Here is a 24,042-nt window from a genome sequence, read left to right on the forward strand (position 1 = left end):
GGTATGTGAAAGGCGCTACCGAACACGATCGCCTCAGGCCAATGAGCTGATAGTCGATCGGATCCGGCGGCGTTGCCGTCATAAGCCTCCCCTGTCGTTCCGGCATGTCTCGGGCCAGTCAAGCGACCCGGGTGGGCACATTGATGGGCTGCCTCCGCTCACAAGTTCTGGTCTGCATTCATAATTAGGCGTGGCTCGATCTGAGCCATCTATATTTGATCGGCTGAAAGCGCTGCTTCAACAATCCGGCTGATCGAGTGAGTGCTCAGGGTCATCGGGTTACCCCCGGTATCGCAGACTGGAGTTCGAGCGGTTGAAGGTGGATTGTCGCCTGATGAGCGCCCAATGGTGAGTGGTCGCCCGCCCACATGACGTGTCAAAACCAGCGTAGTAGCCGAGGGTCCCACGAGATCAAGTCGGTGCAAAACCCCGTGGGGCAAACGGTAAGTTTCGCCTGCCGTAAACGTCTCGCGACGCTGCTCGACCAGTTGGAGATATCTGCCGCTCCGCTGAAGAGCGGAGCCGCCATGGCTGTAGGAAACTTCCAGAACCTCATACGCGCCACCCGCGTCGGGAATCGCCTCATAGATCGTCTGCTCCACGGCGCCATCGACTACAAAACTCTCGTAGTCGAATGTGTGATCGTGCACCTCCAACCCGGTCTGTTTGAACCGGAAGCGCTCATCGAAGAGATGTAAGCGCAACGCCTGCCCCGCGTCGTCCTCCACTCGCGCAGCTAAAAAGTTCAGCGGATGGCGGCGCACCTTGGCTTCACGAAGGACAGACTTGCTAAGCGCGGCCTCGAGGTCACCAGACCTCGCCGCTCCGATCAGCGCGGCAAACTCCTTTTCCATATCACCCATACGGGCGCTCGGGCTTCTCGACACCCTTAACGATGGCGGTTCGATCCTCATCGGTCAGCGTGATGGACAACGACAGCGCTGCGAGTATGCCGTCCACGTCTTCAGGCTCAAGAGGTGTCGGGACACTAGCAAGGGACAGGTCGACAGACTTAGCCCTACTCGCTTCGTTCCTGAACTCCTCATGATAGGACGCATAGAACTTTGATCGACTGGAGCAGGCAATGCCCGGCCATTTCGGATCTTCGCGCGTCATGACCAAGCGGTCATCCGACATATCGAGTCGAAACAGCGCGAAATCACTTTTTAGATAAAGAGCAACCTCGAAGAAGTGATTGGCATTGACGCGTCTCGCGGCAGCTATAATCGTTGCCAGTATTTCGTTCTGTATGCGCGACGCGTCCCATGTTCCCTTCGCACCCTGCAACGACCCCCGATAATGCGCGTAGTCGGCCAGCATCGGCGTGTCAGCGGGATCAGGCAGAAGCATATGCAAGGTTCTAAGGACCGACTCTCGTCGTCCAGCCGCATCGAGAGCTGGCATTACGGCGCTTCGCATAAACCTGCCCGATCTACCACGAAACCAGTAGCTCTTGGTGTCAGCTAGTGGAGTTTGCAGCAGCTCATGAATGTTCCAGGGCTGAATCGCCACAATATCTTCCTCGAAGTGAGCCTTGGGCGAAATCAACCAGAGCAGAAGCGAGCTGACCATCGCAACCACGAGACCAGCTGCTAGATTATCGACGATGCTTTCCCCGAAGGACGACAACCACCGTTCGGACAAGCAGGAAACCTGCACCATCGGCACGCGCTTGGCACCGATCTTCACCAACTGATCGCCACACTGAGGATGGTCGAGCCATAGCCGGAAGGACACAAGGGCCAAGAAAACGATGAGCAACAAACCGTTGAACGCTACCAGAGCGCGACCCAGCACGCGGTAAGGCTGCACTGTGCTCAGCGCGAATCTCTGAGTGCGATCAAGAAGTTTCATCGCTTTCGACCATGGCAAGTTCGGGATCGTCACTCAAGGTGGTGAGGTGCGCGCCTCGGGGACGGGCCAGCCGGCACATCGCGCGCGATCGCCGAAATCAACGAAATGGTGACCTTGAAGCTGGCGGACTTTATTTAAGCGGCGAACCCGTCGTTTGGTGTCGCGCCCTCGCATGAACGAGCGTTCGGAATCGGTAGCGGCGTCGAGGGCGTTTCGCGCCCGAATTGGTCTTTTGCGACATCAGCGGCTGGCTAGTGGCCTACCTTCGACACAAGGCTAGGTAAGTTTGACCAACGGGCAGCGGGCTTCCCCCGGGCTCGGTGGACGAACCTTGACAAATCGGCCCGCTCACCTATCTCACGTTTATGAGTGAGGATTGTGAAATGATTCGATATCCTATGCTGACCAACCCAAACGGCAGCGCAACGCTGGCCGGTAGCGCGATGGGGCGGCAGATGCTTGCGCAGTTGATCGAGAAGACGAAGCCGGCGGCCGAGCCGACACTCGCCTTCCTCGATTTCGCGGAGGTGGACATCGCGACGGGTTCGTTTCTTCGCGAAGCCGTCATGGGCTTCCGTGACTTCTGCCGCAACGCCGTTGGCATGATCTATCCGGTGGTCGCCAATGCCAATGCGAGCATTGAGGAAGAACTGGCGACCTACCTTCGGGGCCGCAACGACGCCATTTGGGCATGTGGCCTAGACGCTGACGGCGCAGCCACAGACCCGCACATTCTTGGGGAGCTCGACGCAGGGCAGTTAAGCACCATCCAGCTGATTGCCCAGCACCATCCGATTTCTGCGCCTGAGCTGGCCAAGCTCCGCCCCGATGACAAGATCGGCACGACCGCTTGGAACAATCGGCTGGCGACGCTGTCCGCCAAGGGCATGCTGAAGGAAGTGCGGCACGGCAAAACTAAACTCTTCAGCCCGGTTATGGAGGCCGTGTAATGGGTGCTGATTTCATCCGCGAACAGTCTGGCCAGCCCTGGCGCAAGCGCTGGAACAAGGGCGTGGACCGCCTCAAGCAGCCGGGCCTGTTCGATGTCCGGTTCGGGTCACAACAGCGGACCATTACGGCGGACATCGACCCCGGCACGAGCGTGCGGGCGGGCGACGAGCTCGTCGTGCAGTGTGGGTCCGGCAACGCCATGGTGTGCCGGGGGCAAAGCCGCATCGGTGCCGTCAAAGGCCTGCCGTCCGACATGCGCACAGCGGTTACCGACTGCGGCGGCGTCGCACTTGGGATTGTCGAACGGGTCAGCCTGTTCGGCAACAGCGTGGAGCTTCGTTTGCAATGAAGAATGCCAACAACAATTCGCTGCCCCGCATCGTGCGCAACTCGCAGCGCCTGTGGGACGATGCAGCCACGATGCCCTGTTCGCTGGGTTGCGTGAGCTGCGTAGATCGTCCCATCTGTGGCGGTGCGCACAACAGCGCCAGCTTCTTCGACTGTAGCGATTATTGCCGCTGCGATGACAAAGCGACCTGCGATTTGGTCTGCCGAGGCAACCCCAAACAGTTTGTAGAACGCCTGCGGGAGGTCAATGGCCTAGACCTCAAGAACGCGCCCCGCGCCCCAATCGTCCCTATTGAGGCACTGCCGCCCATGGTTCCGTTGATCGAGCATTCAACGGCGCGTGTCGGCACACTCAACTCTCCGATTGTCGCGCTGCCGCTCCATGCGCTTTTGGACATCAATGCGGGCACGTTGCGCTATCCCGACAGGGACGCGCTGAGTCAGAAGTTCGGTATCGATCCGAACGCCCGACTGGTGATTTCAGGGGTAGCACGCGACCGGAGGATCGAGCGCTACTGGGCGGCGACAGACAGGGCTGCCATGCTGGAGCAGCTGGCAGCCCTCGACATCGCGCTGATCACACCACCCAATTATAGCGTGCTGACCGATGTGCCCCGCACTGACAACATGCATGCCATGAAGCGCATTCTGATGGCGGCGGCTGAAATGATGCAGGCAGGGCTTCCTTCCGCGCTGCATGTCAACGCTCGGACGGAACGGGATTACGAGCGCTGGGCCGAGCTGATCGCCGAGCGGCCGGAGATTCAATGCCTAGCCTTCGAGTTCGCGACCGGCACGGGCCGTGGCGAACGGCTCGATTGGCATGTGGCGCAGCTGTCCGCACTTGCCGCTCGTGTGCCCCGACCGCTGGGTTTGGTGGTGCGTGGCGGCATGCGGGCACTGGAACCGCTGCGCGCATGGTTTGCGGCAGTGACGATGATCGATACCGACGCCTTCACCAAGACCCGATGCCGCCAAGAAGCGCGCTTCCGCCCCGACGGGAAATTGGTGTGGCGCAAGTGCCCAACGCCGCACGGTGCCCCAATCGACGCCTTGCTGCAGCAGAACGTCGCAGCGCTTCACAGTCACCACATTATTTTGGAGCGCACGCACGCAGAACAACGGCACGCCGCCGCTTCACGGAGTTACTGCACGCCAAATCGCGCTGATCGTCAGTCCCGCGAGGGCTGAAGTATGGCTGAGCCGCTGGTGTCCGTTAAGGGGATCATTTGTCGGACATAGCGTGAGCGCATGATCACCGGAGCGGAAGCGAAGCTCGACCCGGTCTGTCACCATTGACCTGCAAAGCTGGATAAATCCCTGGCCCCGTCCGCTGGAAGCAGGGAACCGCGAAACCCCAGGTCGAATCGCCTCCGTCAGCGCCGCACCTGCATCCGGCAAATGCACGTAATCAGGGTTTTGCCGCAGCGTCTCCAGCACACCCATGCCGCGATCCGCCACCACAAATTCGAAGGTGCGATCCGTAACTGCGTAGGCAACCAACCCTGTTTGAGCCGCGCCGCTATGCTCATAGACATTGTCCTGCATCTCACCCAATGCCCCTACCAGCGATCCGACGAGCCCGGAGGGGAAGCCTCTATTTTTGGCAGCATTTTCTGCGTGGAGGAGCCATTGCTCCCAAATCGGATCACGGGTCTCCACAGGATTCTCTAGCGGCAATGGAAACGCCCCAGCTTGATCACTGAAGCCGCCGCCGAACGGCTGGCCCGTTGCCCAAGCATCGCGAACGTTCGGGGCAAATGACCCCGCAAAAGAGACGGATGCATACTCGGCCGGAAATTGCTGGGCAGCGGCCAGTAACTCGACAAGTGGCCCAATACGTCCCGATCTTTCGATCAGAAACGAACCGTGGCTATGCAAATGACCACTCGTCGCTTCTCTGAGAAGGTCGTCTACAACCGAGAAATGCGCTTGGGCCGTCTGCATCGTCGATCAATACCATAAACACTTAGCACACTACTGCAATTCTTTAAGTTGAGCGCAGATCGGGAGTGCAATCGTCTTGTCTCAGCAAAGATGTGCTCGGCCCGCGTGGCCAAAAGTGCCTTCAAGCTTGTCATATTCGGAGGTCTGCAGAACTCCCTCGTCTTTGACGCTGTGCGCGGCGGCTTTTCTTGGCTCAGAATGCCTGCGATTGACAGGCAGAATAGCAAAACTCTGATTTGTCGAAAGTTGTTTAGGACGGGGGCACGCTAAGGACGGGATTCGGTGTCAGCGGACGTTCATTGTGGCTGATGCTCACGGCCGAAGGTGATCGTCTCCCGCCGCTCTAAGATCTCTGCGCCAACGGCAGCTGTCGTATGGGGCATTCCAAAAGGAGACCGGCGACAACCGGCCTATTAGCTGTCAGTCCCGAGGATCGCAGCTGAGCTTGCCGCCGCGGAGACTGCGATCTCCAGGACCGAGTGACCGCATTTCTGCGTAACCACGCCGATGACGCGGTCACGCGATAATCTCAATCCCTGCGCCGATTGACCGTTCGAGATCGCGCGATGAAACGCACCACGCCCGAGCAAGCGCATCAAGCTCCGCTCGCGATATACGGTCGCCCCGCTCGATGGTGAGCAGTCGCTTTCGCGGAATACCCGTCCGCTTCGCTAGCGTCGTCAGCGGCGTTGCCGTCTGCGCCGTCCACGCCTGAAACCAGTTGTCGCCATCCGCGATCATCTGTGCAACCGGATGATCTTCACCATAGCGGTCGAGCTCCAGTGCCACCGGTCGTTCACCCTTGCGCCGGCTCATCCCCGCTCGAACAGTTCGCACTGGGTATTACGACTTGCAAATGCATGTCGCGCGCGCTGCGCAGCGCCGACCGCCTGACGGTAATGGATGGTCCCGAACCGCTCCGCCTCGTCGAAGGCCAAGGGCGACCATCCGTCGCCAGGATAGCAGGCGTCATAAATCTCGCGCGCAGCCGCGCGCAGCTGCAGATCGTGCTGCATCATCAAGCTCCAAGTCGTCGAATCGCCACCGAAGTGGCGAGACCGATCTATAGAACAGAGCGCGAACATTCGACAAGGCACCGGCTCAGCCCGAAGGCATTCGCGAATGGAACCGGACTTGATCGCACGATGGAATTCAGGGCAGGGTTCAGCATCGAAAGGGGGTTGGTATCTTCATATTCGCGCTAATGCTCGCCTAGGCGATCGTCCCTGCAGGAACGACGTTTGCGTGCACCCCGGTGCGGGTCTGGGACGGCGATGGTCCGGTATGGTGCAAGGAAGGACCGCGCGTTCGGCTTGCCGGTATCGCAGCGCGTGAAACCGACGGCACTTGCCGTTCGAACCAGCCCTGTCCGAAGGCCGGATGGATTGCCGCCCGTGACGCAGTTGTAAACACCGTCGGTCGACCGCTCGGCAGAACCAGCGACGGCCATATCCGGGTTGCGGGACCTACGATGCGATGCCGATCAGATGGCAGCGCAGGTGGCAGCCGAACCGCAGCCTGGTGCGTGTCGCCGAAGAGCGGTGACATATCCTGCGCGATGCTCCGCACCGGCACGGTGATTCGGTGGGATCGCTACTGGCGAAACCACCAGTGCTGACGCCGGAAGAGGAGCGCTGGGCCGAAGCGCTCGCCATCCGGCGGCTTCATGGCGAGCGTGGGCCGGCGTTCATCGCGGAGCGCATCGGCGCTCTCGCGCTCAAGGGCGATGAAGCTGGCGTCGCCCGCTGGAAGGAAATCGCGCAACGGTTCGACCAGCTGGGCCGAGGGACGCTGCAATGAAGCGGCGGATCCCTCTGCTCGAAATTGAGTTCGCGCTGCTTCTGGTCCTTACGCTTGTCGCCGCAATCGGGGGATACCTCTGATGTGCAACCGGGCGCGTAACCGTGGCGAGCCAGAAACGCTGTTCGAGCATTTTGGCGGCGACTGGCTGACCGAACGTCCGCGCGACAATCGGTTCAATCCGGTCGAACTCTATCCGAAGTCGCGCGCCTATGTATTCCGCACTGATGCAGAAACCGGTCCGGGCCTCGACGTCATGCAGTGGGATGTCCTCGGCGGCGGTGCGAAATGGCCGATGACCAATGTCCGCCGGCTCGATCTTCCGCAATGGCGACGGCTTGCCGAAAATCCTGCGAACCGGTGCCTTATACCGCTCACCGAATTCTGCGAATGGACGCCTGCAAAGGATCTGGAGAAGGGCATCAAGGGCGAGATGTGGTTCGCGGTGAGCGACCAGCCCGTTTTCGCGGTCGCCGGGTTCTGGCAGCAGACCGAAAAGGGTGGATCGTTCGCCATGGTAACCTGCGATGCGAATGAACTCGTGCGTCCCATCCATCCCAAGGCCATGATCACCATCCTGCATCCGGGTGACTATGACCGGTGGCTTCAGGGATCCTATGACGAGATCGTCGACCTGCAGCAGCCGTTCGCGTCGGACCGGATGACAGTCCGCGGGCCGGTATTCCCGACCCGCGAGGCCTAGCGATCGCCCCGGCAGGGCCGGGGCGATCAAAGCATCACCGGCCGAGCACCTCGCCAGCCGCGGCGAAAGCAACCACCGGGCGATCGAGACAACCCTGCGCGAGGTCGCCGCTGCCCTCGTCGACCTCGTGAATAACAGATCGCTCAGCCCGGGGTGCTGGACGAAATCGCCCGGCCGGCGACAGACCGCCGTCTGGTCCAGCACCAGCCCGTGCACGAAGTCTTCGACGCGAGCGATGCGATCGACCCAAGCCGTCTCGGCGAGGCTGCCCGTTGGCGGGCCATCACAGCCGTCGAGACGCTCCATATGGCGATCGCCAATGCGTGGGGCAGCGCCCGGTCGATCGCCTTGCTTGCGCGCGCCCGTGGCATCGAGAGGCCTATGGTGGCCTCCCGCGCCTAGGCACCGTGGTCAGGCGACCTGACGTTCCTTCCCGAGCTGCACCTGGAATTCACGCTGCTCGGGAAGGATGGTGTTGCGCAGATAGCCATCGAACAGCTCTGGATTGCAGGCGTCGATGGTCCACGCGTCCATCTTGATGGCACCGCGGTCTTCGCCAAGCATCAACAGCCGCACGTCGAATGTCTGCGGAATTGATGCGTCGGCCTTCTCATCGATAAGTAGCGCGGCGGGTTCGATCGAAAGAACTTCCATATCGATGCCTTCTTCCTCGGCATCGGCTACTACCTTGGAGGCGATCGCCTTGAGCGTCTTGCGCGCCGCGAAAACCGCTTCATTCGATTCGATGATAGCGATGGCGTGCTTGACGAATTTTCCGGCGAGCTCGTCCGGTTCGATCGGCCAGGCACCGTCATCGTCGGTGACGGATGACTGCAACGTGTGGGTGCAACCCAGGCCGGGCTGCAGACGGACGCCAATCCACGCGGAACTGGGTTCATTGCCGCCCTTGTAGTTCCAGATCTGGACGTCCCCGTGGTCCATCAAGATGTGATCCTGCTCCAGCTCCTTCAGCCGGGAGACGATCGCAGCCTTCGTGGCGCTGATCTGGCCGAGGAGATTGCTCTCGATGTTGTTGTTATTCATTTCATTCTCTCCAGTTGTTTCAACCATCTGGACCAAAATTCCCTAACCCCTTCTAAAAGGTTAGTCGTGCCTTCCTGAGCTTCGTCATCGTTGCCTCCGCGCTGCCTTTCGACGTGGGCATGCCTTGCCATTCTCTGCTCAAATTTCCTTGCAAGAAAGCGCATTGCTCCCCATTGTCCCCATCAATGGCCAACGCAGCCCTTGGCCGATACAACTTCGCTGTCATTTCAATGACTTAGCTGGCTGCCATTATTGGTCGGGTATCCTCTCTCCCCGACCATTTTATCGCAAACTGCGATTTCCGCATGGTATGCGCCGCGCGGCATATTGGTCGCGCGATCGGTGCACATATGCGTGACACATGCGCCGAAGGTGCTGGCCGGGCGGGATGATGCTGATCCGGCGCTTCATGGCGGACCCGCTTGTCGGTCGCCTGCGCATGGCCGACAGGCCCGGCGGCGTTCGGAGCGTTCCCGTACAGCATTATCGACGCCGTTACGGGAATGGCCGGGACGGCTTCACCACGGAAATATCGCAGACTTAACGAAAAGGCCCTGGAAGCACTCGCACACATGGAGCGCTTCCAGGGCCTTGAACTGGTGGGCGCGGCTGGGATTGAACCAGCGACCCCTGCGATGTCAACACAGTGCTCTACCACTGAGCTACGCGCCCGAGGTGGCGCGCTGTAACCGGGCTTCCACGCCAAGGCAACCGCTTTTCGCGCCCGTTTGAAAAAGCGCGGCTAGTTCCTGCTCGGTACGCTGTCGGCGTCGAACAGGCGATCGACTTCGCTCACCAGTTCGCGCAGGTGGAACGGTTTTGACAGGATGCGCGCCTGCGGCACTTCCCGCCCCGCCTTCAGCGTCACCGCGGCGAATCCGGTGATGAACATGATCCGCGTGTCGGGCGACAGGTCGCCGGCACGCTGGGCGAGTTCGATCCCGTCCATCTCCGGCATGACGATGTCGGTCAGCAGCAGGTCGAAAGGTTCCGATTCGAGCAGCGGCAGCGCCGCCGTTCCCCGGTCGACGGCGGTCACATAATATCCGGATCGCTCCAGTGCGCGCGTCAGATATTCGCGCATCACCTGATCGTCCTCGGCCAGCAGAATTCTAACCATCACCACCTTCAGCGTCGCCGTGGGACACTATGCGCGATCCCCTTAAGATTTTCCAGACGGCGCAAGCGATTGCCTTGTCCGCCCGGCAGGCATAGCATGGTGCCCGCGTGCACGACAGCGAACCGCCTTCCTTCCGGTGCCACGGCCCCGCGATGCCGACATCGCCGGTCATCCTGTCCGTGCCGCATGCCGGCCGCGCCTATCCCGCAGCGTTGCTGGCCGCGTTGCGCGTGCCGCCCTCGGCATTGATCCAGTTGGAAGACCGCCATGCCGACTATATCGCGCAACTCGCCCGGCGCGACGAAATCCTGATCGCCGCCGATCGGCCGCGCGCCTGGATCGACCTCAACCGGTCGGAGCGCGAGCGTGATCCCGCGATCGACGAGGGCGTTTCGCCCCAGTCGCAACCGTTGCCGTCCGCCAAGCTGCGCAGCGGCCTCGGGCTCGTCCCCCGCCGCCTCGCGACCCACGGCCTGTTGTGGAGCCGCAAATTCTCCGACGCCGAAATCCGGCACCGGATCATGCAGGATCACCGCCCCTATCATCAGGCCGTCGCCGATACGCTGAAAGCCGCGCGAGAGCGGTTCGGCGTCGCCATCCTGCTCGATATCCATTCCATGCCGCCGCTCGGAGCGGGAACCGGCGCGACGCGGGTCGTGCTGGGCGATCGGCACGGCGCGGCCTGCGCCCCCGCCTTCCTCGCTCGCGCGGCGCATGCGGTCCGTGCCGGCGGCCATGTCGCGGCGATCAACGATCCTTATGCCGGCGGGCACGTCCTGGAACGACACGGCGCCCCCGGCCGGGGCGTCCACGCGCTTCAGATCGAGATCGACCGCAGCCTCTATCTCGATCCCGCGCTGGACGCACCGGGACCCGGCGCCGCAAAGGTCGCGCAGATGCTGCGCGCGGTGATCGACGCGCTCGCCGACGGCGCGCTGCCCGTGCCGGTCGCAGCGGAATAGGCACAAAAAAACCACCTCGTGCACGGAGCACGAGGTGGCCAAGGTTCAGGGAGGAGACACGCCCGAAGGCGCGTCATACGGCCTCGCGAAAGGGGGAACACGCGACCGTACAGGAATTCATATAGGATACCCGTCGGCGGGCTTCAAGCGGTCATACAACAATGCGGGAAAACAGGCCGGAGGCGATTCAGACGCGAAGGCCGGAACCGCCCAGCATCCGCCGTAGAACGCTGTCGCGCAGCAGGAAATGGTGCCGCAACGCGCCCGCGATATGCAGGGCGACGAGCGCGGCCATCGCATAGCCGAAAATCTCGTGGAATTCGTGGCTCGCCCCGCCCATCGTCTTGCCCACGGGCAGAATCGGCAGATCGAACAGCCCGAACCAGGACACCGCGTGCGGCTTCGGCCCGCCCGACATCATCATCCAGCCGCTGAGCGGCATCAGGATGATCAGGGCATAGAAGATCGCCTGCACCGTCTTTGCCATCGCCCGCTCGGCAAGCGGGACGCCGGGCGGCAGGCGCGGCGCCGGATGGTTCAGCCGCCAGATCCAGCGGCCGATGCTGAGGACCAGCACCGTGATGCCGACCGCGAAATGGATCGGCATCAGGCCCAGGCCCTCGAGCAGCGATTCGTGGAAGATGCCCACGACCAGGTTGAACAGGACCATGAGCGCGATCGTCCAGTGAAAGAAGATCGCACCCCTGCTGTAACGATCCCTTCGGACGGTCGCGCGGCCCATCAGACGTTTGCCTGCGGCTGCGGCATCTTGCCGGTGCGCATCTGCTTGCCGAACAGGTCCCGCATCAGGCCCAGCGACATCAGGTGCGCGTGGATCAGCGGCAGCATGCCGTTCTGCATGATTTTGCGGAGCTGGTCGCCGCGCAGGTCGTTGAGCTTCTTCTCGTCGACCATCTGGAAGCCGCGATAGACGAAGGGCTGCGGCGCACCGTCCGGCTGGATCGACACTTCGCCGTCCATCAGCAATTCCATATCGCGCAGTTCCTTCACGAACTGGCCGGTGCGCTGTCCGGCCTGCTCGAACTGCTCGGCGAACTGCAGGATCGATTTGGTGAACTCGCTCGGCTGCCCGTCGGTGAACAGCGCCTCGCCCTCGTCGAACTTGCCGATCGTGTCGACGCTCGGGTCGAAGCACAGCGACAATTCGTCCGAATCCGGGCGCAACCGCGCCAGCAGGAAGGGATAGCGCCGAACATAGGCCGGCAGATAGATCTCGTCGTCGACGAAGCTGCCGTCATCGTTGACGAACAGGTTGACGCCCTCGTTCAGACCCATCAGCGCCAGCGGCACCGCATCCTCACCCACCGAGAACACGATCGGCATGCGCCGCTGCACCATCGGGAATTCCTCGACGGTGACGGGAACGGCGTGCACACCGTTCAGGAACGGCGCCTTTTCGGCGCGGCGCATGCGATATTCGGCATGGTCCTGGCTCGAAAGCGGCGTCAGATCCTTGTAGAAGAGCGGAAGCGACTGTTGTTGCGGCGCGCTGGCCATTCGGGTCTCCTGATGAAAGATTTGCGCGCCGGTCTATGGGCGGCGCGGCTTCGGTGCAAGCGTTACCAGCTTGCCGGGATTGAACCGTTCGTGCGGATCGAACGCCGCCTTGATGGCGCGCAACGCGGCGAGGCGCGCCGGCTGCCCCAGGCGTTCGAGCTCCTCCAGCTTCATCTGGCCGATACCGTGTTCGGCCGAAATGGAGCCGTCCGCCGCCGTCACCAGATCGTTGACGAAGCGTGAGATGGGTTCCGCCTCATCGGCATAGAAGCGCTCGGCATCGGTCCCCTCGGCCGCGCGAACATGGAAATGCACGTTGCCGTCGCCGAGATGGCCGAAGGCGGTGGCGCGGGTTCCCGGAAACTTCGCCTCCGCCGCCGCCGCGGCGTCCAGCATGAAACGCGGCATGGCCGACACCGGAACCGAAATGTCGTGCTGAACGGCAGGGCCGCTCGCGCGCTCGGCCTCGGACAGCGAATGGCGCAACTTCCAGAAATCGTCCGCCTGCCCCTCGTTCTGCGCGAGCGCCGCGTCGGTGATCAGCCCTGTCTCCAATGCGTCCGCCAGCGATTCTTCCAGCACCGCCTGCGGCTCCTGGCCGCGACCGTCGGTGCGCACCACCTCGATCAACACATGCCATGCGTGTTCGGACGCGAGCGGCGCACGCGTGTCGGGAATGTGCTTCAGCACCAGCGACAGCGAATCACCGGGGATGATCTCGAAACTCTCGATCATCGTGCTGCGCGCCTCCATTCGCCGCAGCAGGTCGAGCGCCGCCATCGGCGAATCGAGCCCGACCCAGGCCACGGCGCGCGATTCGATCGCCGGCACCAGCCGCAGGTTCGCCGCCGTCACGACGCCGATCGTGCCTTCCGCCCCGATCAGCAATTGGTTGAGGTCGTACCCGCGATTGTCCTTCTTCAGCGGGCTCAGCCCGTCATGCACCGATCCGTCGGGCAGCACCGCCTCTATTCCCGCGACCAGCCCACGCATCGTGCCGAACCTGAGTACCTGCGTCCCGCCGGCATTGGTCGACACCAGCCCGCCGACCGTCGCGCTGCCGCGCGCGCCGAGGTCGAGCGGAAAGCGCCTTTTCCGCGCTGCCGCCGTTTCCTGCAGCGTCTGCAGGATCACGCCCGCTTCCGCCGTGACGAGATTGTCGTCGCTCGAAAGCGCGCGAATCCGGTTCATCCGGCGCAGCGACAGGATCAGCGTCGATCCGTCGGCCGGCGGTGTCGCGCCGCCCACCATCGAGGTATTGCCCCCTTGCGGCACCAGCGCGACGTCCGCCGCCGCCGCGCGCGCCACCATCGCGCTCACCGCCTCGGTCGAATCGGGTTGCAGGATGGCGGGCGCGGCGCCGTGATAGCGGCCGCGCCAGTCATGGACCCAGGGATCGATCGCGTCGCGATCGGTTACGACGGCACGCGGTCCGAAACGCTCCAGGGCCCAGGTTACAAGTTGATCTTGCGCTGACATGGCGGTCGCGTAGCATGCCCCCCGCGACGCGCCAATTCATCCGGGGTTAAAAGCGGTAACGATACGTCTTGTCCGTGCAGTTCTCGCTTTTCGCCCTACCGATTCTGATGCTGACCGCCAGCTTCGGCCCGTTCGCGCAGGCCGTTCCGCAGGTGCGCGAACGGATCACCATACACCAGCGGATCATCGTCCGGCTGCCCCGCATGGGCGCCCACCCGGCCAGCAGCCGCGCCAGCCCACACCGGCCCGTTCACTGGACGGAGCGGGACGCAGACCGCTGCTTCGCCGTCGATCGCTTCGTCGGCGCCAACATCGCGCGGCGCGACAGCATCGACCTGCTGCTCGACGATGGCGGCCGCTTGCGCGCGCGGCTGGAGGAACGCTGCCCGGCGCTCGGCTTCTATCGCGGGCTTTACATGAAGGCGGGTACGGACGGCATGATCTGTGCGCGACGCGATTCGATTCGCTCCCGATCCGGCAATTCCTGCGCAATCGAGAATTTCAGCCGGCTGGTGCCGGAACGGTGATGCGCACCGCCCGCGCGGCGTCGCGGTCCTTGACATTGCGGCGCAAATCCGCGAGCGCACGTCCTGCTAGCTTGCGCCACGCGGCGCCTTTTCCGGACAGAGTATGAACTTCGCCGATCTCGGCCTTTCTGAAGAACTTTTGCGCGCCGTTCACGAAGCCGGCTACGACCAGCCGACTCCGATTCAGGCGAGCGCGATCCCCTCCGTGTTGATGATGAACGACGTCATCGGCGTGGCGCAGACGGGAACGGGCAAGACCGCGTCCTTCGTCCTGCCGATGATCGACATTCTCGCCCATGGCCGCAGGCGCGCGCGCATGCCGCGCTCGCTGATCCTGGAGCCGACGCGCGAACTGGCTGCGCAGGTGGCCGAGAATTTCGAGAAATACGGCCGATATCACAATCTCGAAATGGCGCTGCTCATCGGCGGCGTGTCGATGGGCGATCAGATCAAGGCGCTGGAAAAGGGCGTCGACGTGCTGATCGCGACACCCGGGCGGCTGATGGACCTGTTCGAGCGCGGGAATATCCTGCTCACCGGTTGCTCGCTGCTGGTCATCGACGAAGCCGACCGCATGCTCGACATGGGCTTCATCCCCGATATCGAGAATATCTGCACCAAGCTTCCCAAGCAGCGGCAGACGCTGCTCTTTTCCGCCACCATGCCGCCGCCGATCAAGAAGCTGGCGGACAAGTTCCTGACCCAGCCCAAGATGATCGAGGTCGCGCGCCCCGCGACGACGGCGACCAACATCAAGCAATATCTGGTGCCGGTACGCGCGGACAAGAAGCGCGCCACGCTGCGCACGCTGCTGCGCCAGGACGATGTCCGCACCGCCATCATCTTCGCCAACCGCAAGACGACGGTCCGCGAGCTCAACAAGAGCCTGAGGCGCAGCGGTTTCAAGTCGGGCGAGATTCACGGCGACATGGACCAGTCGCAGCGGCTGGCCGAACTCGACCTGTTCAAGAAGGGCGAGGTCACCATCCTCGCGGCATCCGACGTCGCCGCGCGCGGGCTGGACATCAAGGGTGTCAGCCACGTCTTCAATTTCGACGCGCCCTGGCATCCGGACGATTATGTCCACCGCATCGGCCGCACCGGCCGCGCCGGCGCCAGCGGCGTCGCCTATACCTTCGTCACGAAGGACGACATCGAGAATGTCGAAAATATCGAAAAGCTGATCGGCCAGAAGATCGAACGATTGGCCGACGCTGACGAGGCCACCGCCGAACTGGCATCCGACGCCGACACGACGGACCGCGACGAGGGCGCCAAGCCGAAAAAGGCGCGGAGCCGCGGCAGGAAGAAGGCCGACCCGGCAAAAAGCGACGCCAGGGCCGACAAGGAACCCGCGGCCGAGGCCGAGAAGCGCGATCCGGAACCGAAGCCGCGCGCGGCGTCGAAGCGCAAGGCAGCGACGAAGACACGGTCCGAACCGGCCGCCCCCGCCTTCCTGGCCGAAGCGGAATCGGAAGCCAAGGACGACTGGAACGGCCCCGTTCCCGCCTTTCTGGACGTCAAGCTCGGCGCCTGAGCGCGACGATGGACGACGATTTCCTCGAAACCGTGCCGCCGCAGCAGACGGCCAGCCCCTGCGTGTGGGTCTGCACGCTCGACACGGAAACCGGCTGGTGCCTGGGATGCGGCCGCACCGGCGACGAAATCGCCCGATGGACCAGCGTCAGCGACGCTGAACGGCGCGCCATCCTGGCCCGCCTGCCCGCCCGCATGGCGAAGCTCGAGGCGCGCTGATCGCACGGCGCGCTCGGACCTACCCCGAGAAATTTTTGGCGGGATCCTGAACAACGCATGCGGTCAGGCTCCGCCGCCACATCGTGCTCCTTCGCAAGCAGGAGCCCAGATTGGGGGATGGCGGCTGTGGCTCTGGATTCCCGCTTTCGCAGGAACGCGCGCCGGGCGGACGAAGGTGATCAGCCATCGAACGCCGCTCCTCAGACGGCAGGCGCCTGTCGCTACCTCCAGCATGCGACGACAGCCTTAACGCGCCGCTCCATGAGTGCCAACTGCGACGAAAAGCGCGGATCCTTCTGTCGCAGAAACGGCGCACGATGAGCGTAATCGCGCCGCCGCGCCCCCTTCTCGCGCGGCCCAAAGGAGCGACGCCTGCTCTCCTACGTCGGAACCGACCGTCTCAAGCCACCGACGCATCCTTCGGCATCAGCGCGTCATCCTTCTCGGATGCCCGTTTCCACGCCTCGCGCGCCTCCAGACCGGCCCAATAACGCTGAAAGCTGTCGCGCTTCGGGATCGTGCCGAATTGCAGGCCCCAGCCCACCTGCGCGCCGACATAGACGTCCGCCGCCGTGAATCGGTCGCCCACGACATATTCCTTGCCGGCGACTGCGGTCTCCAGCGTGTCGATCGTCAGATCATAGCTGCCATAGCCCGCCATGCGCCCTTGCTCGGCGGTCGGCGTGAAGCCCATCGCCCGATCCGTCACCGCCTGTTCGACAGGACCGGCGGCGAAGAACAGCCAGCGATAATAGTCCGCACGGTCGTCGGTCGGTGGCGCCAGACCGGCCTCGGGAAACGCATCGGCGACATAGGCGCAGATCGCCGCGCATTCGGTCACGACCTTGCCGCGATGCCGGATGGCAGGCACCTTGCCCATCGGATTGACCGCAAGATAGTCGGACTGCTTCATCGTCGAGGAATAGTCGAGCACCTGCGTTTCGTACCGCACGCCCGCTTCCTCCAGCAGCCATCGCACGATCCGTCCGCGCGACATGGGGTTGGTGTAAAAGACCAGGTCGTCGGACATCGCGAATCCTCCTCATCACCGCTGCGAGTCGCGGCGGAACAAAGAAGGAACTATTTCGAGCGCGCAGTCAAGCCCGGCCCTGCGTCCCGACAATCGGGCGCAAGCCGGTCATGCAATGGATGCGCCGGCCCCGAAGAAAGAGCCGCGACGCCTCAGCGCTTGAACGGATCCTCGAAGGCCGGCTTTTCGCTCTCGCCCTCCGTCTCGGCCCGGGCCGCGGCCTCCGCGTCGCGCGCGGCCTGCTCCCGCTCGGCGCGGAGTTCGCTGATCAGCGCCTCACGGTCGCCCTCCAGGCGGGTGTCGACGGGCGCCTCGATGCCGGCCGCCTTGGCCGACTTCGCCACCACCGCGTCGAGCTCGCGCTGCGAACACAGGCCCAGCGTCACCGGGTCCTTGGGCACGATGTTGGCGATGTTCCAGTGGCTGCGCTCGCGGATCGCCTGAATCGTGGTGCGCGTCGTGCCGATCAGCTTGCCGATCTGCGCGTCCGAGATTTCGGGGTGATTGCGGATGATCCAGGCGATGCCGTCGGGCTTGTCCTGGCGCTTGGACACCGGGGTGTAGCGCGGCCCCTTGGTCCGGCGGACCTGATCGGGTCCCCTGGACATCTTCAGGCGGTAGTCGGGGTCCTTCTGGCCCTTCTCGATCTCTTCCTGAGTCAGTTCGTGCGCGCGGACGGGATCGCGCCCGGTCAGCTTGGTAGCCGCCGTATCGTCGGCGATCGCCTGCACCTCCAGGATGTGCAGCCCGCAAAAGTCGGCGATCTGCTCGAAGGAAAGCGCGGTATTGTCGACCAGCCAGGAGGCGGTCGCATGCGGCATCAGCGGCTGGGCCACGATCATATCTCCGTAAACAAAACGAGCCGCCCCTCGCGGAGCGGCCGGCATATAGTCCGCTATCTAGTCGTATGGCGCCGGAAGGGCAAGATCGCGATGCCCATGACCGCGACGGCCTTCCGCCGCGCCCGCGCCGCCGTCAGGCCGCGACGGCCGCGTCCTCGATCGGCACCAGCGCATCGAGGAACTGCGCCGCGCTCGCCTCCCAGGTGAATGCCCGCGCCCGATCGGCGCATGCCGCGCGGTCGAGCCGCAACGCGCCGGCGATCGCGTCGTCCAGCCTATCGGCCATGACGCCTGTTTCCGGCGTCAGCACGTCCAGCGGCCCCGTCACCGGATAGGCCGCGACCGGCGTGCCGCAGGCCAGCGCCTCGATCATCACCAAGCCGAACGTGTCGGTGCGGCTGGGGAATACGAATATGTCGGCCGCAGCATAGATGCTGGCAAGCTCGCCGCCGAAGCGCGCACCCATGAAGATCGCGCCCGGATATTCCGCCTCCAGCGCCATTCGGGCCGGGCCGTCCCCCACCACGATCTTCGTGCCCGGATGACGGCAGGCGAGAAAGGCGGCGACGTTCTTCTCCACCGCGACGCGGCCGACATAAAGCTGGATCGGTCGCGGCAGGTGCGCAAATGCCGGATAGGGCCGCGCGGCCTCGTGGAAATTGCCCAGGTCGACGCCGCGGCCCCAGGGCCGTACCTGCGAAAGGCCATGTTCGGTCAGCGTCCGCCGGACCGACGGCGTGGACGCCAGGATCGCCTGCGCCGGCTGATGGAACCAGCGGATATAGCGCCAGATCCATTCCGCCGGAATGCCGGAACGGGCGGCGACATAGTCCGGGAACTGGGTGTGATAGGCGGTGGTGAAGGGAATGCCCCGCTTCAGGCACCAGCGTCGCGCCGCCAGGCACACCGGCCCTTCGGTGGCGAGGTGGATCGCGTCGGCGCCGAAATCGCGCAGCAATCTGCCGACCATCCCCGTGCTGGCCATCGCCAGACGGATCTCCGGATAGGTCGGGCACGGCATGGAATAAAAGCGCTCCGGCGAGACGACGAACACCTCGTGCCCCTGCCCCGCCAGCACGGAACGCACCGATTGCAGCGTCCGGACGACTCCGTTGACCTGCGGTTCCCAGGCGTCGGTAACGATGGCGATGCGCATCGGCGTCAGGCCGCGGCCCGATCGGCGGGAACGGCAGGGTCCGCGTCGCGCTTGGCCATTTCGTCCGCCCAGTGGAGAATTTCCATCCGCCCGTCGAAATGCTCGACCAATGCGGTGCATCCTTCCACCCAGTCGCCGTCATTGTAATAATCTATGCCGTCGATCCGGCGATAATCGGCCGTGTGAATATGTCCGGCGATCACGCCGTCCACGCCGCGGGCGCCCGCCGCCTTCGCCACGATCTCCTCGAAATTCGAGATGAACTCGACGGCATTCTTGACCTTCGCCTTGGCATGTTTCGACAGCGACCAGTACGGCATGTTGAACGTCCGCCGCCAGGCGTTCACCCAGCGGTTCAGCGTCATCATGCCCTCATAGGCAACGTCGCCCAGATGCGCGAGCCACTTGTGCGACAGCGTGATCGCGTCGAACTCGTCGCCGTGCAGCACGAGCAGGCGGCGGCCGTCGGCGGTTTCGTGGATGGCGCGGCGAACGATCTCGACACCGCCGAAATGCAGCCCGGTGAACTGGCGGAACATTTCGTCGTGATTGCCGGGAATATAGATCATGCGGGTGCCGCGCTTGGCGCGCTTCAGCAACCGCCAGACGATGTCGTTATGCGCCTCGGGCCAATAGAATTTGCGCCGCATCTTCCAGCCGTCGATGATATCGCCGACCAGATACATCGTCTCGCTGTCGACATGATCCAGAAAATCGATGAGCATTCCGGCATTGCACCCGCGCGTGCCGAGATGGATATCGGAGATCCAGATGGTGCGGTACTGGTTGCGCTCACCGACCGTCCGTTCCGGGACGGCGGGCTGTGAAGTGACGAAATCGGCAAGTTCGCCGTCAAAGGGCAGTCGGGTAATCGTGGCCATTGCGGAGCCCCCGCTGGTTCGCGACGGTTCACCCTATGCCCGGCGATTGTTACAGTTCAAACGCCTTCGATTTCACGGTTTTGTCATGGAAATGCGGCGCCGCACCGCCATTTGGGACGACGGGCGGCGCGGACCGCATCCTACTCCGCCGCCAGCACCGTCTTCAGGTTCATGAATTCGTGCATCCCCCAGGGGCCGAGTTCGCGGCCATGGCCGGATTTCTTCACGCCGCCGAAGGGCGCTTGCGGGGCGGAGGCGAGCATCTGGTTCACCGCGGTCATGCCCGCCGCGATGTCGCGCTCGAACCGTTCGCGTTCGCCATCGTCCGTCGTCCACACGCTCGATCCCAGGCCATAGGGAATGTCGTTGGCGAGCGTGATCGCCTCGTCGATATCGGAAACCTTGAACACCATCGCCACGGGGCCGAACAGTTCCTCCCTCGCGATGTCGCTGTCGCGGGGCACGTCGGTGAGGATGCCGGCGCTGAGAAAGGCACCCGCCTCGCCGACTTTCTCTGCGCCGAACAACAGCGTGGCGCCCGCCTGTTTGGCCCGGTCGACCTGGTCGAGCACCGTGTCGCGCTGATCGAAGCTCGACAGCGGCCCCATGTCGGTCGCCTCGTCCATCGGATCCCCTGCCTTCACCGCCTTCATCCCCGCGGCGAATTTCTCCATGAAAGCGTCGTGGATATCGGCATGGACGATCATCCGTTTGCCGCAGATGCAGGACTGGCCGGTATTCTGGACGCGCGCGGTCACCGCCTGCTTCGCCGCTTCTTCGATGTCTGCCGAGGGCATGACGATGAAGGGATCGGAGCCGCCGAGTTCGAGCACCACCTTCTTCAGCGCCTTGCCGGCCGCTTCGGCAACCTTGGAACCGGCGCCCTCGCTGCCCGTCAGGGTGACGGCGGCGACACGGTCGTCGGCGATGACGCCCGCCACCTTGTCGGAACGGATGGCGAGGTTCTGGAACACGCCCTCCGGCGCACCGGCCTGCCGCGCCATGTCCTCGATCGCGGCGGCAACGCCCTGGGTGATCGAGGCGTGCTTGAGCAGGCCGACATTGCCCGCCATGATCGCCGGCGCCATGAAGCGCACCACCTGCCAATAGGGAAAGTTCCACGGCATGATCGCCAGCACCGGCCCGATCGGCAGCCAGCGGCCGGTGGCGCTGCCCTTCGGCACCGGGACCGTCTCTTCCTCCAGGAAGGACGGGCCGTTTTCGGCGAAATGGCGAAAACCGGCCACGCACTTCTCGACTTCCGCGATGGCGGACTTGAGCGTCTTGCCCATTTCACGCGTGGCGATTTCGGCAAGCTCGCGCTTGTTCGCATCGAACCGGTCGGCGAGCGCATCCAGAAGCGCGGTGCGGCGGTCGAGCGGCGACACCCGCCAGTCCCGCCACGCCGTCTCGGCCGTGGCCAGCGCGCGCTCGATGCCGACGTCGTCGAGTTCGGCGAAGCGTTCGCCTTTCGCGCCGGTGGCGGGGTTGATGCTCTGAAACATGGGGACTCCTCAAATGGGCGTGCGGCAAAAATCGCCTCGTCAACGCGACGGCGCTGCGGGGAGTTGCAATCGCCCCGCCGTCCGGGCCATAGCGGCAGGCATGGCAGAACAGCCCGACACCAACGAACTCACCTTCGAGCAGGCGCTGCGCGAGCTGGAACAGATCGTCGGCCAGCTCGAAAGCGGCGAGGCGGAACTCGACAAGGCGATCGGCCTGTACGAACGCGGCGACAGGCTGCGCAAGCTGTGCCAGACGCGGCTCGACGCGGCGCAGGCGCGGATAGAGGCGATCCGGCTCGATGCCGAGGGCAAGCCTGCCGGCACCCAAGCCTTCGACGCCGGGTGATCCTCGCCGTGGCGCAGCATCCCGTCCTTCGCTCCGCGTTACGGGAAGTGGGCGCGGAAATGGACCGGCAGTTCGACCTGTTGCTCAGGCGCCCGGACGATCCGCGCGGCGACCTCTATGATGCGATGCGCCATGCGACGATCGGCGGCGGCAAGCGGTTGCGCCCGCTGCTCGTGCACGCGACGGGGCGGCTGTTCGGCGTCGCGGCCGACGCCCTCGCCCGCGTGTCGCTCGCGATCGAATGCATCCATACCTATTCGCTGATCCATGACGATCTGCCGATGATGGACGACGACGACATGCGCCGCGGCAAGCCGACCGTGCATAAGGCGTTCGACGAAGCGACGGCGATCCTGGCCGGGGACTGCCTGCATGCGCTTGCCTTCGAGATACTGGCCGACGCCGCCACGCATTCGGACCCCGCGGTGCGCGCCGACCTGGTGCTGGAGCTGGCGCGTGCGTCCGGGCCCACCGGCATGGCGGGCGGTCAGATGATGGACCTGCGCGCCCAAGGCGCCGGTTTCGACCTGCCGACCGTCACCCGGTTGCAGGCGCTCAAGACCGGCGCGCTGATCGGCTGCGCGGTCGAATCGGGCGCGATCCTGGGCCATGTGCCGCCGGAGGGGCGCACAGGGCTGCGCGGCTATGCCCGCGATATCGGCCTGGCCTTCCAGATCGCCGACGACATCCTGGACGTGGAGGGCGACGAGGAAGCGGCCGGCAAGAAGCTGCGCAAGGACGGCGACCGCGGAAAGGAAACCTTTCTCAGCCTGCTGGGGCTGGAACGTGCCCGCGAGCAGGCGGCGATGCTGGTCGAACAGGCGATCGACCATCTGCACGGCTTCGGCACCGAAGCCGATCTGTTGCGTACCATCGCCCGCTATACCCTGGAACGCGACCGGTGAGCCCATTGGCCGCCGTAGAGGAGACATCGCGATGAGCACCCGCACCGGCGTTTATCCGGGCACCTTCGACCCCATCACGCTCGGCCATATGGACATTATCCGGCGCGGCGCGAAGCTGGTCGACCGGCTCGTCATCGGCGTCACAACCAATCCGTCCAAGTCGCCGATGTTCTCGGTCGAGGAACGCATGGCGATGGTCCGGCGAGAGGTCGAGGGCATCGGCGGTGAAATCCATGTCGTCGCGTTCGACGCGCTGCTGATGGAATTCGCGGAGAACGAGGGCGCCAGCGTCATCATCCGGGGCCTGCGCGCGGTCGCGGATTTCGAATATGAATATCAGATGGCGGGCATGAACCAGCAACTCAACGACCGGATCGAGACGGTCTTCCTGATGGCCGACGTCTCGCTGCAGCCGATCGCATCGCGGCTCGTCAAGGAGATCGCGCTGTTCGGCGGCGATATCGCCAAGTTCGTCAGTCCCGCGGTGCGCGAAGAGGTCGTCGCCCGCGTCGCGGAGATGAAGGCCCGCTAAATACCATTCAGATTGGCGCAAGCGCCGTTATGGTCTACACGGCGCCACACCATTTCCGGGTATTGGGGAAGTCATGCGTTTCATTGCGTTTCTGCTCGCGCTGGTCGCCGCCATGGCGGCGATGCCGGCCGCAGCTCAGAATCAGTTGTTCGAGGTGAAGGGCCGCAAGGCCGCGCCGGGCCCGGACGACAAGGACAATCTCTGGCTGCTGGACCTGTCCACCGGCGGCCGGGTGACGATCCTGCTGCGCCCCGATGTCGCGCCGAACATGGTGGCGCGGGTGAAGACGCTGACGCGCGACCATTTCTACGACGGCACCATCTTTCACCGCGTGATGGATTCGCCGGTCCCGATCGCCCAGGGCGGCGATCCCGGGGGCGACGGCAGGGGCGGATCCGACCTTCCCGACCTGAAGGCGGAGTTCAACTATCTGCCGCATGTCCGCGGCGCGGTGTCGGCCGCCCGGCGCGGCGCGCCCGAAGGCGCCAGCGAGGAACAGCGGACTGAGGCGGAAAACAGCGCCAACAGCCAGTTCTTCATCATGTTTCAGCCCTATCTGGGGTTCGACCGCAAATATACCGTATTCGGGCGCGTGATCGACGGCATGGAATATGTCGACAAGATCCATCGCGGCCAGCCGCCGGCCGATCCCACCCGGATCGTCCATGCCTATATCGCCGCCGACAATCCGCCGCCGTACAGCAACGCGCCGGCCGCTGCGCCATCGCCGGCGCAACAGAAGGACGCCGACATCGTGCTGCCGGGCGCCGGTGACGGCGCAGATGCCGCCGGCGATCCGGCCGCCGGCAAATCCGACAGCGACTGATCCCGGACCGC

30 protein-coding genes and 1 tRNA gene are annotated in these 24,042 nt (G+C 64.0%); 15 read left to right on the top strand and 16 right to left on the bottom strand.

The window, feature by feature from the left end:
• Positions 1 to 209: 209 nt before the first annotated feature.
• Together RPR59_RS12095 and RPR59_RS12100 are read right to left on the bottom strand one after the other, a co-directional pair.
• Positions 210 to 863, bottom strand: a complete 654-nt coding sequence (locus RPR59_RS12095) for a hypothetical protein (protein ID WP_313914389.1) — start codon at positions 861 to 863, stop codon at positions 210 to 212.
• Positions 856 to 1,854 (bottom strand): hypothetical protein, encoded by a 999-nt coding sequence (locus RPR59_RS12100; protein WP_313914390.1) that lies wholly within the window; start codon positions 1,852 to 1,854, stop codon positions 856 to 858. Before RPR59_RS12100 ends, RPR59_RS12095 begins: the two co-directional genes overlap by 8 nt.
• Positions 1,855 to 2,237: 383 nt before the next feature.
• Here RPR59_RS12100 and RPR59_RS12105 point away from each other — a divergent pair, with 383 nt between their 5' ends.
• Genes RPR59_RS12105 through RPR59_RS12115 form a run of 3 tightly spaced genes read left to right on the top strand, consistent with a single transcriptional unit; the run spans position 2,238 to position 4,344 of the window.
• The gene (locus tag RPR59_RS12105; RefSeq protein WP_313914392.1) at positions 2,238 to 2,804 is read left to right on the top strand and encodes a hypothetical protein; all 567 of its coding nucleotides are present in this window, start codon (positions 2,238 to 2,240) and stop codon (positions 2,802 to 2,804) included.
• A complete protein-coding gene (locus RPR59_RS12110) occupies positions 2,804 to 3,154 on the top strand; it encodes a hypothetical protein (RefSeq protein ID WP_313914393.1) in 351 nt (116 codons plus the stop codon). The genes RPR59_RS12105 and RPR59_RS12110 overlap by 1 nt, the downstream gene beginning before the upstream one ends.
• Positions 3,151 to 4,344 carry a DUF4417 domain-containing protein gene (locus tag RPR59_RS12115; protein ID WP_313914395.1) on the top strand — a complete coding sequence of 398 codons (1,194 nt, stop codon included), beginning with the start codon at positions 3,151 to 3,153 and terminating at the stop codon, positions 4,342 to 4,344. Before RPR59_RS12110 ends, RPR59_RS12115 begins: the two co-directional genes overlap by 4 nt.
• On the opposite strand, the gene RPR59_RS12120 is transcribed toward RPR59_RS12115, so the two are convergent.
• The 3 genes from RPR59_RS12120 to RPR59_RS12130 all read right to left on the bottom strand — a co-directional run bounded on the left by RPR59_RS12120 (position 4,291) and on the right by RPR59_RS12130 (position 6,116).
• Entirely contained in the window at positions 4,291 to 5,100 is an 810-nt protein-coding gene (locus tag RPR59_RS12120; RefSeq protein WP_313914397.1) for an ATP-binding protein, read from the bottom strand. The genes RPR59_RS12115 and RPR59_RS12120 overlap by 54 nt on opposite strands.
• 516 nt (positions 5,101 to 5,616) lie before the next feature.
• Positions 5,617 to 5,916 carry a hypothetical protein gene (locus tag RPR59_RS12125; protein WP_313914399.1) on the bottom strand — a complete coding sequence of 100 codons (300 nt, stop codon included), beginning with the start codon at positions 5,914 to 5,916 and terminating at the stop codon, positions 5,617 to 5,619.
• A complete protein-coding gene (locus tag RPR59_RS12130) occupies positions 5,913 to 6,116 on the bottom strand; it encodes a hypothetical protein (RefSeq protein ID WP_313914401.1) in 204 nt (67 codons plus the stop codon). The genes RPR59_RS12125 and RPR59_RS12130 overlap by 4 nt, the downstream gene beginning before the upstream one ends.
• Before the next feature lie 203 nt (positions 6,117 to 6,319).
• On the opposite strand from RPR59_RS12130, the gene RPR59_RS12135 reads away from it, so the two are divergent.
• From RPR59_RS12135 to RPR59_RS12150, 4 genes are all read left to right on the top strand, one after another.
• Positions 6,320 to 6,718: a hypothetical protein gene (locus RPR59_RS12135; RefSeq protein WP_313918499.1), complete on the top strand. Its 399-nt coding sequence runs from the start codon at positions 6,320 to 6,322 to the stop codon at positions 6,716 to 6,718.
• On the top strand, positions 6,712 to 6,900 hold the full coding sequence (locus RPR59_RS12140) for a DUF6961 family protein (RefSeq protein WP_313914403.1): 189 nt from the start codon (positions 6,712 to 6,714) through the stop codon (positions 6,898 to 6,900). Before RPR59_RS12135 ends, RPR59_RS12140 begins: the two co-directional genes overlap by 7 nt.
• Positions 6,901 to 6,982: 82 nt before the next feature.
• Positions 6,983 to 7,603, top strand: coding sequence for an SOS response-associated peptidase family protein (locus tag RPR59_RS12145; RefSeq protein WP_313914405.1), 621 nt, complete (start codon positions 6,983 to 6,985; stop codon positions 7,601 to 7,603).
• Positions 7,604 to 7,756: 153 nt separating this feature from the next.
• A complete protein-coding gene (locus RPR59_RS12150; protein ID WP_313914407.1) occupies positions 7,757 to 8,005 on the top strand; it encodes a hypothetical protein in 249 nt (82 codons plus the stop codon).
• Positions 8,006 to 8,014: 9 nt separating this feature from the next.
• Here the strand turns inward: RPR59_RS12150 and RPR59_RS12155 are convergent, their stop codons facing one another.
• The 3 genes from RPR59_RS12155 to cpdR all read right to left on the bottom strand — a co-directional run bounded on the left by RPR59_RS12155 (position 8,015) and on the right by cpdR (position 9,767).
• On the bottom strand, positions 8,015 to 8,647 hold the full coding sequence (locus RPR59_RS12155; protein ID WP_313914408.1) for a hypothetical protein: 633 nt from the start codon (positions 8,645 to 8,647) through the stop codon (positions 8,015 to 8,017).
• 597 nt (positions 8,648 to 9,244) lie between these two features.
• A tRNA-Val gene (locus RPR59_RS12160) sits at positions 9,245 to 9,319 on the bottom strand.
• Between the two features lie 70 nt (positions 9,320 to 9,389).
• Entirely contained in the window at positions 9,390 to 9,767 is a 378-nt protein-coding gene (cpdR, locus tag RPR59_RS12165; RefSeq protein WP_313914411.1) for a cell cycle two-component system response regulator CpdR, read from the bottom strand.
• A 107-nt stretch (positions 9,768 to 9,874) separates the two neighbouring features.
• Here cpdR and RPR59_RS12170 point away from each other — a divergent pair, with 107 nt between their 5' ends.
• Positions 9,875 to 10,729, top strand: a complete 855-nt coding sequence (locus RPR59_RS12170) for an N-formylglutamate amidohydrolase (RefSeq protein ID WP_313914413.1) — start codon at positions 9,875 to 9,877, stop codon at positions 10,727 to 10,729.
• 187 nt (positions 10,730 to 10,916) lie between these two features.
• On the opposite strand, the gene RPR59_RS12175 is transcribed toward RPR59_RS12170, so the two are convergent.
• From RPR59_RS12175 to RPR59_RS12185, 3 genes are read right to left on the bottom strand one after another with little or no spacing between them, the layout of a single operon-like run.
• A complete protein-coding gene (locus RPR59_RS12175) occupies positions 10,917 to 11,471 on the bottom strand; it encodes a cytochrome b (protein ID WP_313914416.1) in 555 nt (184 codons plus the stop codon).
• A complete protein-coding gene (locus tag RPR59_RS12180) occupies positions 11,471 to 12,247 on the bottom strand; it encodes a SapC family protein (protein WP_313914417.1) in 777 nt (258 codons plus the stop codon). Before RPR59_RS12180 ends, RPR59_RS12175 begins: the two co-directional genes overlap by 1 nt.
• A gap of 33 nt (positions 12,248 to 12,280) precedes the next feature.
• Positions 12,281 to 13,726 (bottom strand): FAD-binding oxidoreductase, encoded by a 1,446-nt coding sequence (locus tag RPR59_RS12185; RefSeq protein ID WP_313914419.1) that lies wholly within the window; start codon positions 13,724 to 13,726, stop codon positions 12,281 to 12,283.
• 107 nt (positions 13,727 to 13,833) lie between these two features.
• On the opposite strand from RPR59_RS12185, the gene RPR59_RS12190 reads away from it, so the two are divergent.
• The 3 genes from RPR59_RS12190 (at position 13,834) to RPR59_RS12200 (ending at position 16,008) form a co-directional block, all read left to right on the top strand.
• Positions 13,834 to 14,253, top strand: coding sequence for a hypothetical protein (locus RPR59_RS12190; RefSeq protein ID WP_313914421.1), 420 nt, complete (start codon positions 13,834 to 13,836; stop codon positions 14,251 to 14,253).
• Positions 14,254 to 14,356: 103 nt separating this feature from the next.
• Complete coding sequence (locus RPR59_RS12195) at positions 14,357 to 15,790, top strand: DEAD/DEAH box helicase (RefSeq protein ID WP_313914423.1); 1,434 nt, start codon at positions 14,357 to 14,359, stop codon at positions 15,788 to 15,790.
• 8 nt (positions 15,791 to 15,798) lie between these two features.
• Complete coding sequence (locus tag RPR59_RS12200) at positions 15,799 to 16,008, top strand: DUF1289 domain-containing protein (protein WP_313914425.1); 210 nt, start codon at positions 15,799 to 15,801, stop codon at positions 16,006 to 16,008.
• Between the two features lie 400 nt (positions 16,009 to 16,408).
• On the opposite strand, the gene RPR59_RS12205 is transcribed toward RPR59_RS12200, so the two are convergent.
• From RPR59_RS12205 to RPR59_RS12225, 5 genes are all read right to left on the bottom strand, one after another.
• Positions 16,409 to 17,038 carry a glutathione S-transferase family protein gene (locus RPR59_RS12205; protein ID WP_313914427.1) on the bottom strand — a complete coding sequence of 210 codons (630 nt, stop codon included), beginning with the start codon at positions 17,036 to 17,038 and terminating at the stop codon, positions 16,409 to 16,411.
• Positions 17,039 to 17,190: 152 nt separating this feature from the next.
• Entirely contained in the window at positions 17,191 to 17,874 is a 684-nt protein-coding gene (locus RPR59_RS12210) for a DUF1013 domain-containing protein (protein WP_313914429.1), read from the bottom strand.
• 139 nt (positions 17,875 to 18,013) lie between these two features.
• Positions 18,014 to 19,036 (bottom strand): glycosyltransferase family 4 protein, encoded by a 1,023-nt coding sequence (locus RPR59_RS12215; protein WP_313914431.1) that lies wholly within the window; start codon positions 19,034 to 19,036, stop codon positions 18,014 to 18,016.
• Between the two features lie 5 nt (positions 19,037 to 19,041).
• Positions 19,042 to 19,917, bottom strand: a complete 876-nt coding sequence (locus RPR59_RS12220) for a UDP-2,3-diacylglucosamine diphosphatase (protein WP_313914433.1) — start codon at positions 19,915 to 19,917, stop codon at positions 19,042 to 19,044.
• A gap of 140 nt (positions 19,918 to 20,057) precedes the next feature.
• Positions 20,058 to 21,422, bottom strand: coding sequence for an NAD-dependent succinate-semialdehyde dehydrogenase (locus RPR59_RS12225; RefSeq protein ID WP_313914435.1), 1,365 nt, complete (start codon positions 21,420 to 21,422; stop codon positions 20,058 to 20,060).
• 100 nt (positions 21,423 to 21,522) lie between these two features.
• Between RPR59_RS12225 and RPR59_RS12230 the strand changes: the two genes are divergently transcribed.
• The 4 genes from RPR59_RS12230 (at position 21,523) to RPR59_RS12245 (ending at position 24,031) form a co-directional block, all read left to right on the top strand.
• The gene (locus RPR59_RS12230; protein WP_313914437.1) at positions 21,523 to 21,768 is read left to right on the top strand and encodes an exodeoxyribonuclease VII small subunit; all 246 of its coding nucleotides are present in this window, start codon (positions 21,523 to 21,525) and stop codon (positions 21,766 to 21,768) included.
• 59 nt (positions 21,769 to 21,827) lie between these two features.
• Positions 21,828 to 22,673, top strand: coding sequence for a polyprenyl synthetase family protein (locus tag RPR59_RS12235; protein WP_313918500.1), 846 nt, complete (start codon positions 21,828 to 21,830; stop codon positions 22,671 to 22,673).
• A 31-nt stretch (positions 22,674 to 22,704) separates the two neighbouring features.
• A complete protein-coding gene (gene coaD / locus RPR59_RS12240) occupies positions 22,705 to 23,205 on the top strand; it encodes a pantetheine-phosphate adenylyltransferase (protein ID WP_313914439.1) in 501 nt (166 codons plus the stop codon).
• A gap of 73 nt (positions 23,206 to 23,278) precedes the next feature.
• A complete protein-coding gene (locus RPR59_RS12245) occupies positions 23,279 to 24,031 on the top strand; it encodes a peptidylprolyl isomerase (protein WP_313914441.1) in 753 nt (250 codons plus the stop codon).
• The last annotated feature ends 11 nt before the right edge of the window (positions 24,032 to 24,042 follow it).

Source organism: Stakelama saccharophila, from assembly GCF_032229225.1.
Classification (GTDB): domain Bacteria; phylum Pseudomonadota; class Alphaproteobacteria; order Sphingomonadales; family Sphingomonadaceae; genus Sphingomonas; species Sphingomonas saccharophila.